Raw genomic sequence first — 18715 nt, 5'->3', positions numbered from 1 at the left:
TCCTCCTAACATCCACTGCCTCGCCGCTGGTCATTTATCTCCTTCAATTCTAGCCTTTAACAGCTCCTGTAGAGACACCTTCTACAATATACTTCTGCATAAATAAGTATAGGATCACGAGCGGGGCTACCCCCAATATCATCATAGGAAAAAAGTTCGTCCAGTCCGTTTGAAATTGCCCCACGTTCCGATAGACTTCGAGTAAAATAACTCCTTTCGCACGTGAATGAAGTATTAATAATGGAGTAAAAAAGTCATTCCAAACACTTAATGAATCTAAAACCGTCAGTGTGGCAATTACCGGCTGCAACAGCGGGAACGTAATTCGCCAATACGTCCTCCAAACACCGGCACCGTCTATAAAAGCCGATTCCTCTAACTGAATTGGCACGCTATTCACGAAATTTTTAATTAAAAAAACATTAAACGGAACAGCAACGAAGATTTCGACAAGGATAACGCCTAGCAAGGTATCTGTTAAGTGAAGGTAGGTTAGAACACGAAATAGTTGAATAGTAGCTACTTGAAAAGGCATGATAACGCCAATCAAGATCGTGACGAATAGCCAATTAAACACTTTGCCGGGACGTCTGGCGAAAGCATAGGCTGCCATTGAAGAAAGTAAAATGACACCACTAACCGATACAACAGCAATAATTAAATTATTTTTAAACACATTTGGATAATTCATCATATTCCAAGCTCTTACATACCCGCTGAGGTCCAATTGTTCGGGGAAACCGAACGGGCTTGTAATCACCTGATCAGGAGTACGTAAGGTCGTATTCACCATGTAATAAATTGGAAGTAGGGAAATGATCGCGATAACAAGAAGAATAACCTCCAGTATAATGTCACCTTTGGCTCCTTTTTTAAAATTAGAGAGAGAACGAGCCGTTTGAGTCGAGAACGCGCGCTTGTTCAAAATAACTTCTCCTCCCATCGTTTCAAAACTCGCAGCTGAATGAACGTAATCAGCATAATGATAAGCGAAAACACGACTGCAAATGCTGATCCATATCCATATTGAGCTTGGGTAATCCCCTTGGTGATCAACGTCATCACGATGGTTTCCGTTGCATGCCCCGGGCCTCCGTTCGTCATGGCAAAGATAACATCAAACACTTTCAGTCCGCCAATCATACTCATTACGGTATTGAAGGTAATGGACGGAATCAGCATGGGCAGGGTAATGTACCAAAAATTTTGCCAACCGTTCGTCCCATCAATGCCAGCGGATTCATATAACTCTTTCGATATCCCTTGCAAGTTAGCCAAGTAAATGACCATAGCGTACCCGGTCCACTGCCAAACCTGTGTGAAAATAACGGAGTATAACGCTAATTTGGGATTGCCTAACCAATTGACTTTATTAAAACCGAAACTTACTAACACCTGATTCAGAACGCCGTGGTCTGTTGCAGACATGATGTAGCTCCACAAAAAGCCTACGACCATTGGACTCAAAATTGCGGGCACAAAAAATATGGTTCGCAATAGATTCCGGGTTTTTAATGGACGGTGCAAAGCAACAGCCAAAGGGATCGCAAGACCGTTTTGGAAAATTGTCATGGCAAGCGCGTAAACAACTGAGTTCTTGATACCAATCGTAACGTCTTCATCTTGAAATAACTTCACAAAATTTTTCAGCCCTACAAAATGTATCTCTTTTCGATAACCCGTCCAGTCTGTAAAACTGTATAGAAAGGTTGCAAGCATCGGATATAAATAAAAGATCAGATAGCCCAAAAATGCGGGTAGAATGAACCCGATAAAAACCAGATCCCTTCGAAATTGTATACCTTTATGCATCAAGTTCACCTCATTAATAAAAAAGGATGTGGTTATTCACATAAACACATCCTCCTGAAAGTTATAAGATTCTTACTTCATCGTCATTTAGCCTGTTGAATCATATCAGCTGCTATTTTATCCGCTTTTTGAAGCACTTGATCTATTGTCTTATCTCCTGCAAGATGGTCTTGAAGCAATTTACCCAATTCAGTGATAAAGTTAGAGCCGCCTATCGGGCCCCAATACGGCCACGGTGCGTAAACTCTACCTTGTACAAATGCATCTTTGACGCTTGTATATTGTGCTGGCAATTCCGGATTATCTAATCCTTTAAGGAAAGAAGGTCCAAAGTAACTCTTCATTAACGCTTTTTGGGCTTCTGGTGTAGCCATCAAATTCAAAATTTGCAGCACTTCATCTTTATGCTTACCATTTGCGTTGACACTCCATGGATTTCCAGGACCGCCAACTAAATAGCCAGTCGCTGATGTTTTACCAGGTAATGGGAACATATCCAGCTTCAAATTCGGATTCTTTTTCATCATCGCGTCATAGGACCACGGGCCGGATTCCCACATTGCAGCTTTACCGGAGGCAAACTCATCCAATGCTTGATCATAACTGATGCCGAGCATATCCTGGGTTAGATATTTTTTCTGAACCATTTCATCCCAGACTTTGAAAGCATCCGACCACTCAGAAATCTTACGTTTGCCTGTTTGTACATCCTGATCGAAGTTTTTATTTTCAGGTTTCGAATAAAATTCATTAAAGGCCATAGACATCGATTGTTTCATCATCGGTTCCCAAGATTGGGCACCCATTGCTTGCGGTTTCACACCGTTTTGTTTCAATTTCTCATGAATAGCGAGCCATTCGTCGAATGTTTTCGGTGGTTTTAACCCGTTTTTATCAAAAATGTCCTTGTTATAAAAAACACCTTCGAACCATCCCGTTGTCGGAATGCCATAGATCTTGCCCTCATAATTAGTTGGTTTCAATCCATTGTCAGTGAACTTGGTAATAAATTCCTTACCGGTCAAGTCCAATAAATAACCGTTTTTGACCCACTTAATATCATATCCTTCGATAATATCAGGCCCGCCGCCGGACGCAAGCTGAGTCGTTACAACATCAGTAAACGTGTTATTGTCGATAAAATTATAGTCAATTGTAATGTTTGGGAACTTTTCCTTGATCATATCAAGAAAAGCCTTTCTAGTTTCATCCCGATTAATAGATGCAATACGGATCGTGACTTTGTCTTTTGATCCTTTCGAATCTGCGGCGGTTTCTTTTCCTGTCCCGCATCCCGTTAGAGAAATAGAAGAAGCAAGCAGCACTACTGAAGCTAGTGATGCCATCGAAGCCTTTTTTTGCATAAAACCCCTCCTCATTTTTTTATCCAAGTTTCTATAATAACGCTTACATGGTCATTATAAAATTGAAACCGTTTTCTAAGAAGAAAGAATATTACTTACTTTCTGATACAATATTACGATTCCCGTCCCCCATTATGGCTAACTCGATATTCCTGAGGTAACACGCCCGTTAGTTTTTTGAACATTTTAGTAAAATAGCTTGGATTCTCGTAGCCTATCTGTTCCGAAATCTCATAGTTTTTCAATGTCGTATTAGCCAAAAGCTTCTTAGCGTATTCAATCCGAACGATGGTTAAGTAGTCCCATACATTCATGCCGGTCTCTTTTTTAAACAGGGAGCTAAAGTAATTCTTACTTATGGATATGTGAGAGCAAATGGATTCCAATGTGATCTGTTTATCGTAATGAGCTTGAATATAGTCCTTTGCTTTACTTACTAGTTCATTACCGTGACTTGGAAAATGATCATATTCTTGACCCAATTGTTGAATCGTTTCCTCCAAATAATCAAGCAAATCTCCTAACGTCTTATATTTCTTTAGAGCCTCAAAGGAAACTGGATGGTTATCCGCATAATCGATTCCGTTCTTCTTTTCCCATTTTTTCATTCGAAGTCTGACTAGCATGCCAAATAAAAGTGAGTAAATGCCATCGGGGTGACGGGTTGTTTCATGTAAAATGCTCGTTAGCTTGTTTCGCCAATCCGTCTTTCCGAGCGGGTCTGCCAGGATCTCTTCGGTTAAGGATTGCACTTTTACATACACTTCTTCTTGGAAATATGAATGATCTGAACTCGATAACATCAATTCCTCGTATTCTAATACATGTTCCGAACTAAAAAGAAAGCGATAGCTTAAGCAATCCATAGCTTCGCTATATGCCTCATAAAGCTTATTTAAGGATTCCTTCAAGGTGCTTACACCGACAACAACATTGAATCGAAGTTCCGCCAAGAGCAGCTGGATAATTTGGTTTCCAAAACCATCCGATTGCTCAGCCATACATATCCATTCTTTTTCCTGAAATTCAAACAAATAGCCGGGGATTGCATGTTCAGACATGTATTGCCGAATAATAGCAATAACTCTTTCGGAAATGAAAGACAATTGATCCTCAAGAAGAAGTTGATCATTATCGGTAATGGGATCCGCTTGAATGATGAACATGCGATAATGATGCAATACACGAATACCTTTGCTTTCCATCGTTTGAAGCAATGCGGGAGTTCCATTTCGAGTCATCAGAAGCTTGCGGTAAGTCGCCTCTTGCTCTTTGGCTATCCATTCTTGATTCGATCTTATGCTTAGTTCAACCAGTTCTTCCAGTTCAACCTCATCTATTGGTTTTACCAAATAGCCAATGGCCCCATAACGAATTGCTTCCTGAGCATATTTAAATTCACCATAAGCGCTAAGAATGATGATTTTTAGATTAGGATGCGATTGTGCCAGCATCTTGATCAACTCGATGCCCTCAATGTGTGGCATTTGAATATCTGTTAAAAATATCTCTGGATTTTCACGATGTATCAGTTCCAGGGCTTCTTTTCCATCGGTTGCCTTACCTACAATTTTTATACCTAACTTCGTCCAATCGATAATACGTTCCAGCATGTCCAACGTCAGAATTTCATCATCGGCAATAACCATTTTTATCATTACGCATCTCCTAACCAGGGTATCAAGATGGTTACAGAAGTACCGGCATTTATTTCCGAAGAAAGGATGATCCCGTAAGGATATCCATATTTGTTACGAATACGTTGATGAACGTTCCTCAATCCAACGCCCCCCTTGTACTCTTCATCGGGATCAAATTCCGATAGTTTCTCTGACACTTTTTCCAGTTCCTCTGAAGTCATACCTCTGCCATTATCGAAAATAGTTATTTGAATGCCCTGCGAAACAGCTTCGAAAGTTAGTTGAATCCTACCTTCTTGCAGCTGTTGAAATGCATGTAAGATAGCGTTCTCCACTACAGGTTGCAGAATCAGTTTTGGCGTGTACAATCTTCGTATTTCATCGGATATTACAGTGTCATACATAAATTTCTCGGGATAACGATAATTTTGGATCTTTAAATAATTGGTAATATGATCAATCTCATCCTGAATGGTCACCACATCCTTGGAGGAGTTTATCGCATACCTGAGCATATTTCCTATTAAAGTAACCATCCTACTAATTTCACTTGTTTTCCCGATTACTGCCATAGCTTTAATAGATTGCAACGTGTTATTCAAAAAATGAGGGTTAATTTGACTTAACAAAATCTTCAATTCACTTTCCTTATTTTGCAGGATATAGCTGAAATTTTCTTCGGTAAGCGTTTTAATTTTATAAATCATTGAATCGATACGCCGAGTTAGCTTTTCGATCTCTTCCGTACTATTATCGAACAACTGCACGTCCGTATGGCCACCCTCGATCAAATACATTTTGTTTGTCAAGCGCATCAACGGTTTATTGATTCGTGCTGCAATTAGTACAGATGCTAGGACAACCAATGTTATTACGATAAGAATGGATAAGGGAACCATATAACGGATTACATCTGTATGCGCATACATTTCACTATAAGGGATGTAAGCTACAACCTTCCAATTGGTTGTTTTCAGTGTTTTGTATACAATTAGATTTTTTTTCAAACCATTGCCTAATGTAAAATATCCGCTCTCCTGCTTAAAGTAATTGGTACGCTCGAGTTCAGAATTAAGGGAAAATTGAGCGCCAGTCGGTTTATAGATGGGATTGTTGTTTTGATCCAATATGGTAATATACCCCGTTTTTTCAAGCTGTGTCTCATTACTAATGGATTCTATTCCTTTAACCTTCATATTACAAAGCAGATACACCTTTCGGTCGGAACTGACGCTATTCAAATCGTAAATTGGAGCAATCGCAGAGACGACATTTCCTTCATTATTGTTATCTAAAATATAGTAATCCTCAGGATGAACACCTAGAAAATAAACATGAAAGTAATCACTATGGATTTTCTGGAACCAGGGCTGATTAAAAAAATTAAAGGTATTATTCACAGTTGCTCCGGATTGAGCATAAATATAACCTTTTTCATTGATAATAAAAAAATCATTAATATTGCTATTGAAGCGAAGAATGTTAGTAAAATAATCACTTACCTGCCTTTGGTAATAGAGTTTTGAGATACTGTCTTGGTTATCTTGCTGCTTAATGGCGTCACGCAACACCTGGCTCCCGGCAGATATTTGGACCAGATTGACAACTTGGTTAAAATACGAATCGATGCTGCTTCTTTTTTCTTCGATAATCTTTTCTGTATACTGTAGAATCTGATTTGTCATGACGTTCATGAAAATCTGATAAGTGACACCACCTAAAAGCGCAATAAAAACAATGAAAATTGTGCAGTAATATAAAATCATTCGCCCTTTTAACGTTCGCAAGAAGAAAGTTTTCATTGGCCCCATCCCATGTCTACAATTTCAGTTATGTTATCATGAATTAAAACTTTTCGCTACAGCCTTGACGAAACATATGAAAGAGCCTCTCCCGATTCATGGAGAAGCCCTTTCTGCCTAACTTTTATCGGTTATTCCTAAGTTGCATTAACGGGTTTCGGAGTTACAATAACTTCCGTTTCTTCCTCAGCCTGACCTACACGTTTAATGAAGAAGGAAAGCAGTAAGCCGACAACACCGATTCCGATAATGACAAGATAAGAATCATTAATCCCCTGAATAGACGCCTCTTTAATAAGTTCCTTCGTGGCAGTCGCTGTTTTACTTGCCGTCATCATTTCTACGAGATGAGATTTGGTTCTGGTCGTCATAACCGTGACCAGCAGTGCGGTGCCTACGCCTCCTGCCACTTGCTTAATGGTATTGGAAATAGCTGTACCATGCGCATTCAGCCTTGAAGGCAATTGATTGAGGCCCGCCGTGGTGATTGGCATTAAGAAAAGAGCCATCCCCAAACGTCGTCCTGTGGACATGAGAACTAAATACGTATAACTTGTTGAATCCGTCAAATTGATGAATCCAAGTGTAGTTACGATTGTAATGGCCATACCGATAATGGACAACCACTTCGCTCCGAACTTATCGAACAGCTTACCAGCCACTGGCATCATGATTCCCATTAGCAGAGCTCCAGGGAGCATAAGGATGCCTGACTCCAACGCGGTATATCCTCGAGCATTTTGCAAATACAAAGGAAGCAGCATCATATCCGCATACATGACCATCGTAACCGCAATGTTGATTAACGTTGTCAGGGTAAACATGTTGTATTTGAATGCCCTAAGATCTAGAAGTGGAGTTTTGATAACCAGTTGCCGCCATGTAAACAATATTAAGGCAACTACACCTACAATAATAGACAGGATAACTTCCATACTAGACCATCCCTTGCCACCAGCACTACTGAAGCCGTATAGAAGGAAACCGAATCCGATTGTTGAGAGAACGGCACCCCATATATCAACTTTGGGATATTCACGTTCAGAGACATTTTTCAGATAGATAAACGCGACTGCTATAACGATGATAACAAATGGAATTATGCCATAGAAGAGTGTACGCCATGAATAATGCTCCAAAATATAGCCAGCAATAGCAGGACCGACAGCAGGAGCAAAAATGATAGCCAAACCAACCATTCCCATAGCAGCTCCACGCTTGTCTGGCGGATAGATCGTTAGGATGACATTCATGAGAAGCGGCATTAAAATACCAGCCCCAGCTGCTTGAATGAGGCGGCCAGCCAATAAAAGTTCAAAGCCAGGTGCAACTGCTGAAACAATGGTTCCAATGAGGAAAATAATCATGGAAGCTTGAAAAAGCTCACGCGTCGTAAACCGTTGCATGAGGAACGCTGTTATCGGAATTAAAACGCCGTTAACCAGCATATAGCCAGTGGTTAGCCATTGGCCAGTCGAAGCGGCAATATCAAACTCGACCATGAGCTTCGGTAAGGCAACACTCATAATCGTCTGATTCAGAACGGCAATGAATGCCCCCAGAATCATAACAAATAGAAGTGGACCTTTCTTAATCGAACTACTATCAAATGCTGCAATTTTACTCATACCACTTATTCCTTTCAAATTCAATTTCAAACTAATCAACAAAGTGTTGTATAATAAACTTGATGTAAATAGTATTATAGTAATCAATCCTAATGTTCACAAGCAACAGCTTTCTTATAAATGTTTATTAGTTGACACTTACGAAATATTTGTCGTCTATCCATTACATTATCTACAAAACTTGCAGAATTTGTCGTTTAGCTCATTAGGGGAGAAAGGAAGTGATCGCTCATGTCAACAAAATCACTACGGATAGACCCGCGTGTCCTTCGTACGCGCCAATTGATTCGAGATGCATTTATTGAATTACTTCAGGAACTTGAGCCTGAGAAAATAACCGTGAATCGCATCGCAGAGCGAGCGACGATTAATCGTGTTACCTTCTATCTTCATTATCGTGATATTCCAGATATGATCGATAAATTGGCTGAAGACATGATTAACGAAATCCATGCTATCTTGAAAGAAGCTCCGAATCCGCCCAATTTTAACATGCAGATCATTATAAAAATGCTTGAGCATATCGCGGAGAATTCAAAATTTTACAAGGTTCTGCTCGCTTCCAAACGTATACCCATATTTACGGAACGACTCATGAAGCTGATCGCTGATTTTATCACCAGTCGAATGGACAAGCTGGAGGCAACCACAATTTTGAACGTTCAAAAAGATATTGCGATCTGGTACGGTTCCTCAGCCATCATTGGTACGATTGTTTTCTGGCTTCGCAATGATTTGCCCTACACGCCGCTTTTTTTGGCTACACAGCTTTCAGAATTGCTCCATGTCCCGCAAACAGAATCTACTCTAAATACCAAGAAATCTCGAAGCAACGAAAAATGACGCTCACCCTGAGAGTGAACGCCATTGGACCAAATTGATTTCATTTGTTATTCGCGACATGGGTGCTTAATTAACATCAGCAGCACAACGAAAACCTATATTTCCCGCAGAACTGTCAGGTGTATTCTTACTCCTTGCCGCCACACGATATCGATTGCAATAGGAGGCATGGCACAAGTACGAACCTCCCCTTAAAACCCTGTTGTCTCCAGATGGAGGGCCAATGGGGTTATCCTTTGTGCCATTGACATGATAGGAAGGGCTAAACCAATCCGAGCACCATTCCCACACATTACCAGCTACATTGTAAAGACCGTATCCATTTGGTTCAAAGGATCTGGCAGGCGCCGTGCCCGCATACCCATCGCTAGCATGATTTTTCTCTGGGAACTTTCCTTGCCAAATATTGCACATATGCCGTCCGTCCGGCTTCAATATATCACCCCAAGGGTATCTCTTTTGCACCAATCCGCCTCGGGCAGCAAACTCCCATTCAGCCTCTGTTAATAGCCTTTTTCCAGCCCATCGGCAATACGCAACTGTATCATTCCAGGATACATGGATGACCGGATGGTCCATCCTATCTTGGATCCCAGAATCAGGACCTTCGGGATGAAGCCAATCAGCACCATGAACCACCCACCACCATGGTGTTTGTTGGGCCGATTTTTTCACTTGCAACGCAGTTGCTTCAGAAACAAAAAGATGAAAAACATAGGACCACCCAAAGGTTTCAGCTTCTGTTTGAAAGCCTGTATCCTCAACAAATCTCTTGAATTCTTCATTCGTTATCGTCGTAGCATCGATGTAAAAAGGGTTAACAGAAATTTCTCTGACAGGCCCCTCACCATCAGATGGGAATCCTTCTTGATCGTCAGTCCCCATTAAAAACTTCCCACCTGGAATATAAATCATTCGTTCTGTTTGGCAATTTGACTTTGCTTGAACCTGTGTAAGATCCATTAAACGCTCTGGGCTTGTGTCTGTTTGATGAATAGCGCTCCGACTTGCTGAGCAGCATGAAGGTTTATTGGTATCTATTGGAGATCCCCCCTTTACTTTTATGTAAACTTAACTAACTGAATAAAGCAATACCGACTAGACCTGATAGTAAGATAGCCGTTAATGGGTATAATTTGTATTTCAATACTGCAACGAAAATCCCTGCAGCCATTACTGCGATACTTACATTTTTCCAAGTAAATAAACTCTCAGCTTTGCCCTCGAAACCAAAATGTATCGCTGCATAAATAATCAAACCCGTCACGACAGGCTTCAGCCCATAGAAGATGGAGCGAATCTGTTTATTCTGATCCATCTGGTAGAAGAATGATGCAATAATGATAATGATGAGAAGTGATGGCAGAATGATGCCAATTGTTGAAACTGTTGCTCCAATAATTCCCGCTGTTTCATACCCGATTAATGTTGCTGTATTCGTAGCAATGGGTCCTGGGGCCATACCTGCCAAAGCAACTGAATTCGTGAATTGCTCATTTACAAGCCACCCATGAGCCTCAACTTCATGCCCAATGACAGGAATCATCGCATAACCGCCGCCAAATGACATAAATCCAATTTTAAAAAAAGTCAGGAATAATTCCCATAACATGTCTCCGCCTCCTGTTGTTATATTCCTTCAGCAAAAAAATACTCGTAATTGGCGTAGCCTTTACCAAGGGTTGATACCTGGACCTGGTCTTCTTTTTCTAAGCGGACTTGGATTCCTACAGCTTCCTTTACTTTTACCAAGATAATTCCAATAAATAATCCAACAAGGATGACATACAAGGGATGAATCGGAAAAGACAATAAAATGATTAAAGTACTAAGCGAGGTAAACAAGGTTGTTTTATCAAAAATAGCTGATTTGCCCATATTATAAGCGGCTACAGCAATGAGCCCAATAATTGCAGCATGAATACCTGTAAGCGCAGCCTCTACCTTAGAATTCCCCTGCATGTAACTAAAAGCAAGGCTAAGTAATAGGGCAATCAAGAATGTAGGAAGTGTAATACCAATAACAGCCACGACAGCCCCAAGAATTCCAGCCAATCGGTATCCGATGAATGCCGAAGCGTTTACACCAATGCCACCAGGTGCGGAGCCTGCGATTGAGATAAGATTGGAAATATCCTTCTCTGGAATCCATGCCCGTTTGATGACAACCTCCCTCTCAATGATCGGAAGCATGGCATAACCACCTCCGAAAGTAGCGGGTCCAATCTTCAAAAACGTCCAAAAAATATCCCTAATGACTTTGAGACGATTTATTCCCATTTGCAACCTCCCGAATCGAGTTTGTATTTCTATTATAGCTCACTTTATTTTATTTTGGAATTAAGATTTTTCATTTTTCAATTTCGTGATATATAGTAATTTAAAATTTATATCATTCTTCGTAAAAAAAGACCATCAATTCGATGTTACCACTTAGTTAATTTTAATTTGAAATTATGTTTCAATTATTTCAAACTAATCTTGTCACACACAAACCATAAAATCCTCGCTCTTATTAGAGTAGTGGATTTATAGTGAGACACAGGATATGGACAAAAACCAAACTCCGTCCGCTGCTAACTCGATATCGTAAAAGGGCTGGTCTTCAAGCAACTTGTCGTTCCATATATCCTTTATGGAGTAGCTTTGATCGGATTGAAGCAATAGCTCGGCGCGTGAGATACGCAGTCGCTTTGGATCTGGATTACGATTGAACACCCCAATCCAGCCCTCGCCAAGGCTGAATCGCTTCGGGGTGGCCCACATCTCGATGCCGGCCTGCTGCGACACTCGCCGGCCGATAATACCATTCTGATTGCAACCCAGCATAGCTTCATTTGTAATAAGTGCAATGGACTGCGGATCGGACGTAACCAGGTCGCCTCCCATGAATAGCGGAGAAGCGGCCATCGCCCGCATTGTGATAAACGTGTGCTTCTGATGCTCGTTTAATCCGCTCATCCGTTCCGAGCCTTTGCCATTCAGAAGCTCCTCCGATTGGCTCGACGCAGTCTGTGCCTTAGGCTTCCAAACCTGGAGATGCCCGAAAGGAATCATATCGAGATCCAGCCAGCAGCCCTCTGGCATGCAATCCTGGTATTCCGCCCATTTATCAAAGGCTTTGCCGAGATCGGCGCCGTTATCCCAAATGTCCGATGTCGTCCGCAGCATATTCGCCTTGCCATAAATCGGCAGATGCTCCTGCACGGTCTGATCACCCGGTGACAAACTGAGCGCGATCTCTCTGCCGCACTTCTCAATGGCATGGGCCAAAGCATCGATTTCTGCAGGAAATCCGGTTATATCATCGGCCTTAATGAAGTCAACTCCCCATTCGGCCAGCAAACGGACCACGCTGTCGTAGAAAGCTTGCGCACCAGGCTTGTTCATATCCACACCGTAGTTGTAATGGCACCACGCACAGGTATCCGAGAGATCGGCAATTTCACGCGCATGATACGGCGTACCGTGAATAGGCGTGTTTAACTCCACCGCTTTGCGGGAGATGCCTCGCATGAGATGAATGCCGAATTTCAGTCCTAAAGCATGCGTACGGTCAATAAGCCGTTGTAAACCATGTGGAAAATGACAGTTTGAAGGAAGGTATCGGCCAAATTCGTCGATCCTCACATCGTCGGCGTGCTGTACAACTGGGAATCGTGCTCCATGCGGAACGGCATATTCGGCGAACCACCCGTTGTCCACGACGAAATACGTATAGCCATACGGCTTGAGCTTGAGCGCCATCGCTTCCAGATTATCCAGAAGCACATGCTCGTTAGCGACACAGCCGTAGCTGTCAAAGCTGTTCCATCCCAAAGGCGGAGTCGGAGTTAAACGCCTTGTCTGTTTTTCCATCTTTTCCATCCTTTCACGGAGCCCATGATCAGCTTGAAAGAGGGATAGTAGCAACTATCCCTCTAATAGATTTCTATATTAAGCTTACTATCCAAACACTCTGAATTCCTTAATCGCTGTCCACGCCGTTCCGGGAGTATCGGTCACAAACACTCTTACATACCTGGCATTTGCCGTAAAACTGTGTGTTTGCGTTTGTGCCAAACTGGTGTTTGCCGTATTGTCAGCCACCGTAGTCCAGGTGGAATTATTGGTTGACACCTCAACCCTGTATTTCCAAGGTCCGCTCCCATCCGGCAAAACGATCTCGCTTCCGGCCAAGTTGAGGTTACTCCCCAGATCTACCTTCCACCAGTTGTTGTTATTGCCGTTGCCTGCCGACCACCATGTACCGATAGCACCATCATTCGCCCTCTGAGCTGTATTGGTGTTTTGGCTTATTGCAGAAGCAGTCTTATTTAAAGCCAAATTTACGGGAGTTCCAAACACTCTAAATTCACTGAAAGCGGTCCATGCCGTTCCGGGAGTTTCGGTTACCGTTACCCTCACATACCTTCCAGTAGCCGAATAGTGATGTGTCTGCGTTTGTTCGCTGCTTGTGTTTGCTGTTTGATCCACGACCATCGTCCAGTTTGTGTTGTCAGACGAAACCTCAACCTTATACTTCCATATTCTTGTATTATCCAAAAATGCGAGCTCACTTCCGGATAAGTTGTAGCTTCTCCCCAAGTCTACTTGCCACCAGTTGTTCGCATTGCCGTTGCCCGCAGACCACCAAGTCCCCATGCTTCCATCGACTGCCATGGCTGCCGTATGGGAATTTTGACTAATCGCTGTAGCGGGCTTATTTAACGCTATGTTTTGTTCCGTTTGCAGCTGGATATTCTGGCCGACTTCGATCTCGGATACGGCAAATTTTTTATCCGCATTAAAGTTGCTTTCTTTCACTACAATTCTCATGTGCTTATTGTTGGTTACATCGGGAAAACGTATGGCCATGCCCTCTGCCTGGTCCGAGTTGGTCCACCAGTTCAATCGGACATTTTGCGCGACCGGCGTCCAGACGGAATTCTCTTCTCCGGTTGCCGATGTTTCAATATCGACAAGCGTAGGAGCTTGGCTCTGCGCCAAGGTCGCATATAGATTGACTGTATTGTAATTGACACTGCCGTGGAAATCTGCATAAATATATGCGGGCAGGGGCGTATGCTCCAGGGTAACAGCAGGTCTTCCCGGAAGCGGGCTATTCAACTGCAACCCACTGTACACAGGCGATATTAAATCGCCGTCATTCATCCGTTCAGGCGGCGTTGCGTTGAATTGCCCCGAAGTTTGGCCGAACATACTGAATTTGGCATAGGAAGCGATATTTCCGGTTGCCGGCAATGTTGGCGCTTTATAGGGATCCGCCACATTCCTGTTTTTCCAGACCCGATAATAGTCTATATTAAAGTTTAATGTTGGCGGGTTTAGAACACCTTCTGCGCGATGATTGATTGAAAAAATGGGTATCATCCGATAATTGATATTTACCGCATGTTCTCGAATCAAATGTCCGTCAAAGAAATAGCGGACATAGCCTGGCGCCCACTCCATGCCGATGGTATGAAATTCATCCCTGTAGTCTTCTCCTGGATTCAAATACATGCTGATATCTGTTTGGGAAGAAGGTCTTTCCGGGAACGCATTGGGGTCTTTGATATGCCAAATCCCGAGTTTGTTATTGTTCTGCGGATAATCTTCCGCATTAAAGAATTCAGGGATGTCGATTTCAGCGTTCTGACTGTTGCCCCCCTTATCGTGAAAGCCAACAAACCATATGGCCGGGATAATGGTTGCACCCCTGTCAATTTTGGTTCTTACTTCAAAAAAGCCATAGGTGGTGGCGAGCGCATCCATATAAGGCACATGCTTTTGAATAGGCACGCCATCTATTTGGGGGCCATTGTTTACGTAATCTTTAGCGCCACCCATCATGCCCACGCCTCGATAGCCATCGTGTTTGGCTAAACCCCGATCCCACCAAAAAGGCCGCGATGGATCAGCAATCAGCGTCAAAACACCATTGTTTACCGTGTATGTAGGTATGGAACCGCCGACGCCTTCATTTTGTTGTATGGGCCACCAGTCCATATAGGCCGGATGCCATTTGTCCGACAATGTGCTTCCACTGAATTCATCGCTAAGTGCCTCTGAATAATCCCATACGGTTGGATCAAATGCATTAAAACGAACGCCGGCCGCTTGGGTTTCTGGCACGATAACATTCGGAACTTGTAGCGCAGGGTCTTTATACCGCCCTGAAATTTCCTGAGCTGCAGCAACCGGTACTCCAAAGCTCTGTGAAAATGTTATACATCCCGCTGTAACGATAATCGCCATAACGGATGAAATTAATCTTTTGCATTTAGCCGACTTTCTCATAATCATTCCTCCCAAGCTATTTGCTTTATTGAAATACCCCTCGTTGAATGCGCTTACACGATATGCCGTGTTCTACAATTAACGTTCTTAACCATAGAATAAGCAGGCCACACCGTAAGAATAAAGGGAAAACTGCACCTAGAATAAGAAGTGGACACCTCACTAAGAGAATTAGATAATAATCATAACTAGGAGGTGTTCACATGAGTGGGCAGCGGAGGTCATTTAATGAAGAATTTAGACGTCAAACAGCAAAGTATTTGCAAGAGCAGACAAAGTCTGTAGAGGAGATCGCACTCGAACTGGACATACCTGCCAAAACGCTACATGCTTGGAAAGCAAAATACCGCGAGTTTAAAAACGAATCCGTCAATCAAAGTGAACGGGTTCGAGAACTCGAGCAACTATTGAAAGAAAAAGAACGTGAACTGAATCAGAAAGACCGCCGTTTAGCTGATGTAGAAGAGGAATTGGCTATCGTAAAAAAGGCGGTGCACATCTTCAGCAAACCAAAGAATTAAGGTTTCAATTCATTGAAGATCATCGCTCTGAGTTTCCAGTGGAGAAGATGTGCAGCGTGCTTAAAGTATCCAGGAGCGGCTATTACAAATGGCGTACGGCAGCACCGTCCGAACAGCAAAAACACAAAGAGATGCTAACAGAGCGGATTAAGTTTCACTTTAAGGACTCTGATCAACGGTACGGAAGTCCAAGGATATGGAATGAACTTAAAAAGGAAGAATTGCGGGTATCTGAGCGTACTGTCGGCAAGATCATGCGTGAACAAGGCCTTCGCTCTTGTATGTCAAAGAAATTCAGAGTAACAACAACGGATTCGAAACACAATGAACCCATCGCTCCAAATGTACTCGAGCAAGACTTTTCAGCGACAAAACCCAATGAAAAATGGGTAGCTGACATTACCTACATTCCCTGTCGTGAAGGAAAACTGTACTTAGCAAGCGTAATGGATCTGTACACAAAGCAGATTGTAGGTTGGAAGCTCAGCGACAGCATGACGACAGACCTCGTGCTAGACGCATTAAAACAAGCTTATCACGCTAAGAAGCCCAAGGAGGGGCTTATTCATCATTCTGATCGTGGCGCTCAGTACGCGTCCAGTGACTACCGTAAACAGCTCAAAACCTATCGAATGAGAGCTAGCATGAGTCGTAAAGGGAACTGCTATGATAATGCCTGTATCGAGGCATTTCATAGCATTTTAAAGCGCGAACTTATTTACTGCACCCCGACATTCAAAACAAAGCAGGAAGCCTATGAGAAGTTGTATCGTTACCTAGAGTTATTTTACAACCGAAAAAGATCCAACAGTACGCTAGGCTATGTGTCCCCTCTTCGCTTTGAGCAGCAGTACTATAGACGCACTGCCTGAAAATTAGGAGTGTCCACTTTCTTGACAGAAGAGCAAACCTACCGCTAATTGTGCTGGTTCAAGAAAATTCAAGAAATTAGTTGGAAATTTGCACCTAGAATCGTTGTACACACTCCGTAACTTGTCTTCGTAACTATATTAAGTAACGATCTACTAGTAGTTAGTTCCATAAAGAGTCACCATGATCGTAACGAACCGTGGGAACGATATGGGGTCTATTTTCGTTCGGCCCAAATTGTAACGAACCGGAATTTCGCTATTGGGTTCGCAGGACGTTGCTTGGTGCCGTTTATAACGAAAATAGCGTTTCCTGAATTCGTTACGGTGAAAACCGGACCCATACAGCACTAATAAGGATTTGTGGATTCATTAGAATTCCGATATGACAATCTCGAATATTCCTGGCCTTCATAGGAACGGTAATTGGGAATCAAAATACTAGTCGCCTTAAAGCATGTCAAACTGCGGAGATGCTCTATCCCATTTTATGCCCATCCGTCTCCTTTCGAATAATATTTTGCCGATAACGCTCTGCAATTACATGGCCAGAATTTCCATGATCCGGCTCTCCTCGCGGGAACGCTCGGCGATAAAGCCGATCAAATGCCCAAGAATCGACCGTTCTAACGAAGTGGACGAGATAGACGGCGCATGATCGCTCAGTATGCTGACAAAATCCTGGACGAGCAGGAGATCTCCGCCGCCGTGACTATCGCCAACCACACTGACCTCGACGCGCTCCTCCGAATATTTCGGTTCGGTTAGCGGCGACGCATGACGCACGACATACCAGCCATCTTCTAGAACGCCTTGAATTTCGCCTTTCGTACCAACGATATAGAGCGTGCGACTCGGGCGGGCGGAGCCGCCAAGCATCGTATGCGTAGCCGTAGCGCCGTTCTCGAACTGAAGCAGCACCGACTCGCGGTCCACGACGTCGTTGTCGCAGTGCCAGACGCAGCGGCCGAACGGGCTTTCGCGAAGCACCGCTTCTTTCTCTTCGTCGGTCGTGACAACGCCGCAGTCCTCGTCACGCCAGATCAAGTGGTCCCACCGGTTCCTCTGGATATAGTTCTTGCGGGCGGAATACGGACAGCTTTCCTCGATCTTGCAGTCGACGACACAGCGCATGCCGGCTCCTTCCGGCGCTTTCTCCGGACGGAAAAAGTCGCGGCTGCCGAAGCTCGCCACCCGTTTCGGCCATACGTCTTCGTTCATCCACGTCAGCAGATCCAGATCGTGGCAGCATTTTGCCATCAGCATAGACGAACCGCAGCGTTCCTTCGAGTTCCATTTGCCGCGGACGAACGCCGTCGCCATATGGTCGTAGCTGATATGCTCGGCCGTCTGGATGCTGATGATATCCCCAATTTCTCCCGCTGCAATCCGCTCCCGGATCGACCGGTAAAACGGCGCATAGCGGAGAACATGGCAAATCATGACGGTGCGCCCGAGCTCCTTTGCTTTCGCATGCAGCCGAAGCACTTCTTCCTCCGAGATGCCTACCGGCTTTTCCAGCAGGACATCATACCCTGCCTCCAGCAGCGGAATGGTCGTCGCAACATGCAGCCTATCCATCGTGCCATTGATTGCCGCATCAGCGAGCCGAGGCCCCGCAAGCAGCCCTTCCAGCGACTCGAAGATCACATCCGGCGCCAAGCCGAATTTGTCCGCTGCCAGCTTGCGGCGAATCGGCTCGGGATCGACGACGCCGACGATGCGCAGCTCCTCCGGATGCTTCAGCGCATACGAAGCATATATCATACTGCGGTTTCCCGCTCCTACGATGACTGCTGAAATCGGACGATTCGTTTGTTTATCAATCATATCCTTGCCCATTTCTCCCCTTATCCCCCTCAGACCATTTTCAAGATATGGCTCCCGGTTTTTGATTCCCCTCATCAAGCGTCGCCCTCCGGGGTCTGCCAAGTTCATTCGAAGCTCGGATTTC

15 protein-coding genes are annotated in these 18715 nt (G+C 43.6%); 3 read left to right on the top strand and 12 right to left on the bottom strand.

Annotation, left to right across the window (positions count from 1 at the left end):
* Window positions 1-49 precede the first annotated feature (49 nt).
* The 6 genes from ACBP55_RS12130 to ACBP55_RS12105 form a co-directional block, all read right to left on the bottom strand.
* Window positions 50-925, bottom strand: a complete 876-nt coding sequence (locus ACBP55_RS12130) for a carbohydrate ABC transporter permease (protein WP_464651828.1) — start codon at window positions 923-925, stop codon at window positions 50-52.
* Window positions 922-1812: a carbohydrate ABC transporter permease gene (locus ACBP55_RS12125; RefSeq protein WP_268617254.1), complete on the bottom strand. Its 891-nt coding sequence runs from the start codon at window positions 1810-1812 to the stop codon at window positions 922-924. The genes ACBP55_RS12130 and ACBP55_RS12125 overlap by 4 nt, the downstream gene beginning before the upstream one ends.
* Before the next feature lie 83 nt (window positions 1813-1895).
* Entirely contained in the window at window positions 1896-3176 is a 1281-nt protein-coding gene (locus ACBP55_RS12120) for an ABC transporter substrate-binding protein (RefSeq protein WP_464651825.1), read from the bottom strand.
* Between the two features lie 113 nt (window positions 3177-3289).
* Entirely contained in the window at window positions 3290-4834 is a 1545-nt protein-coding gene (locus ACBP55_RS12115) for a response regulator (RefSeq protein ID WP_464651823.1), read from the bottom strand.
* Window positions 4834-6618, bottom strand: a complete 1785-nt coding sequence (locus ACBP55_RS12110) for a sensor histidine kinase (RefSeq protein WP_464651821.1) — start codon at window positions 6616-6618, stop codon at window positions 4834-4836. The genes ACBP55_RS12115 and ACBP55_RS12110 overlap by 1 nt, the downstream gene beginning before the upstream one ends.
* 137 nt (window positions 6619-6755) lie before the next feature.
* Complete coding sequence (locus ACBP55_RS12105; RefSeq protein ID WP_464651820.1) at window positions 6756-8246, bottom strand: DHA2 family efflux MFS transporter permease subunit; 1491 nt, start codon at window positions 8244-8246, stop codon at window positions 6756-6758.
* A gap of 231 nt (window positions 8247-8477) precedes the next feature.
* Between ACBP55_RS12105 and ACBP55_RS12100 the strand changes: the two genes are divergently transcribed.
* A complete protein-coding gene (locus ACBP55_RS12100; RefSeq protein ID WP_464651819.1) occupies window positions 8478-9089 on the top strand; it encodes a TetR/AcrR family transcriptional regulator in 612 nt (203 codons plus the stop codon).
* Window positions 9090-9155: 66 nt separating this feature from the next.
* Here the strand turns inward: ACBP55_RS12100 and ACBP55_RS12095 are convergent, their stop codons facing one another.
* From ACBP55_RS12095 to ACBP55_RS12075, 5 genes are all read right to left on the bottom strand, one after another.
* On the bottom strand, window positions 9156-10130 hold the full coding sequence (locus tag ACBP55_RS12095) for a formylglycine-generating enzyme family protein (protein WP_464653294.1): 975 nt from the start codon (window positions 10128-10130) through the stop codon (window positions 9156-9158).
* Between the two features lie 34 nt (window positions 10131-10164).
* The gene (locus ACBP55_RS12090; protein ID WP_464651817.1) at window positions 10165-10701 is read right to left on the bottom strand and encodes a chromate transporter; all 537 of its coding nucleotides are present in this window, start codon (window positions 10699-10701) and stop codon (window positions 10165-10167) included.
* A gap of 17 nt (window positions 10702-10718) precedes the next feature.
* Window positions 10719-11369, bottom strand: coding sequence for a chromate transporter (locus ACBP55_RS12085; RefSeq protein ID WP_464651815.1), 651 nt, complete (start codon window positions 11367-11369; stop codon window positions 10719-10721).
* A gap of 249 nt (window positions 11370-11618) precedes the next feature.
* Window positions 11619-12947 carry a glycoside hydrolase family 27 protein gene (locus tag ACBP55_RS12080; protein ID WP_464651813.1) on the bottom strand — a complete coding sequence of 443 codons (1329 nt, stop codon included), beginning with the start codon at window positions 12945-12947 and terminating at the stop codon, window positions 11619-11621.
* Window positions 12948-13034: 87 nt separating this feature from the next.
* A complete protein-coding gene (locus tag ACBP55_RS12075) occupies window positions 13035-15371 on the bottom strand; it encodes a discoidin domain-containing protein (RefSeq protein WP_464651811.1) in 2337 nt (778 codons plus the stop codon).
* A gap of 203 nt (window positions 15372-15574) precedes the next feature.
* Between ACBP55_RS12075 and ACBP55_RS12070 the strand changes: the two genes are divergently transcribed.
* Window positions 15575-15892, top strand: coding sequence for a transposase (locus tag ACBP55_RS12070; RefSeq protein ID WP_464644440.1), 318 nt, complete (start codon window positions 15575-15577; stop codon window positions 15890-15892).
* A complete protein-coding gene (locus tag ACBP55_RS12065; RefSeq protein WP_464653293.1) occupies window positions 15841-16764 on the top strand; it encodes an IS3 family transposase in 924 nt (307 codons plus the stop codon). Before ACBP55_RS12070 ends, ACBP55_RS12065 begins: the two co-directional genes overlap by 52 nt.
* Window positions 16765-17301: 537 nt before the next feature.
* Here the strand turns inward: ACBP55_RS12065 and ACBP55_RS12060 are convergent.
* Window positions 17302-18603: a Gfo/Idh/MocA family protein gene (locus ACBP55_RS12060; RefSeq protein WP_464651810.1), complete on the bottom strand. Its 1302-nt coding sequence runs from the start codon at window positions 18601-18603 to the stop codon at window positions 17302-17304.
* Window positions 18604-18715 lie beyond the last annotated feature (112 nt).

Source organism: Paenibacillus sp. WG02 (genome assembly GCF_055396115.1).
The sequence above is the reverse complement of the archived record's forward strand: the minus strand, read 5'-3'. Positions and strand labels throughout refer to the sequence as shown.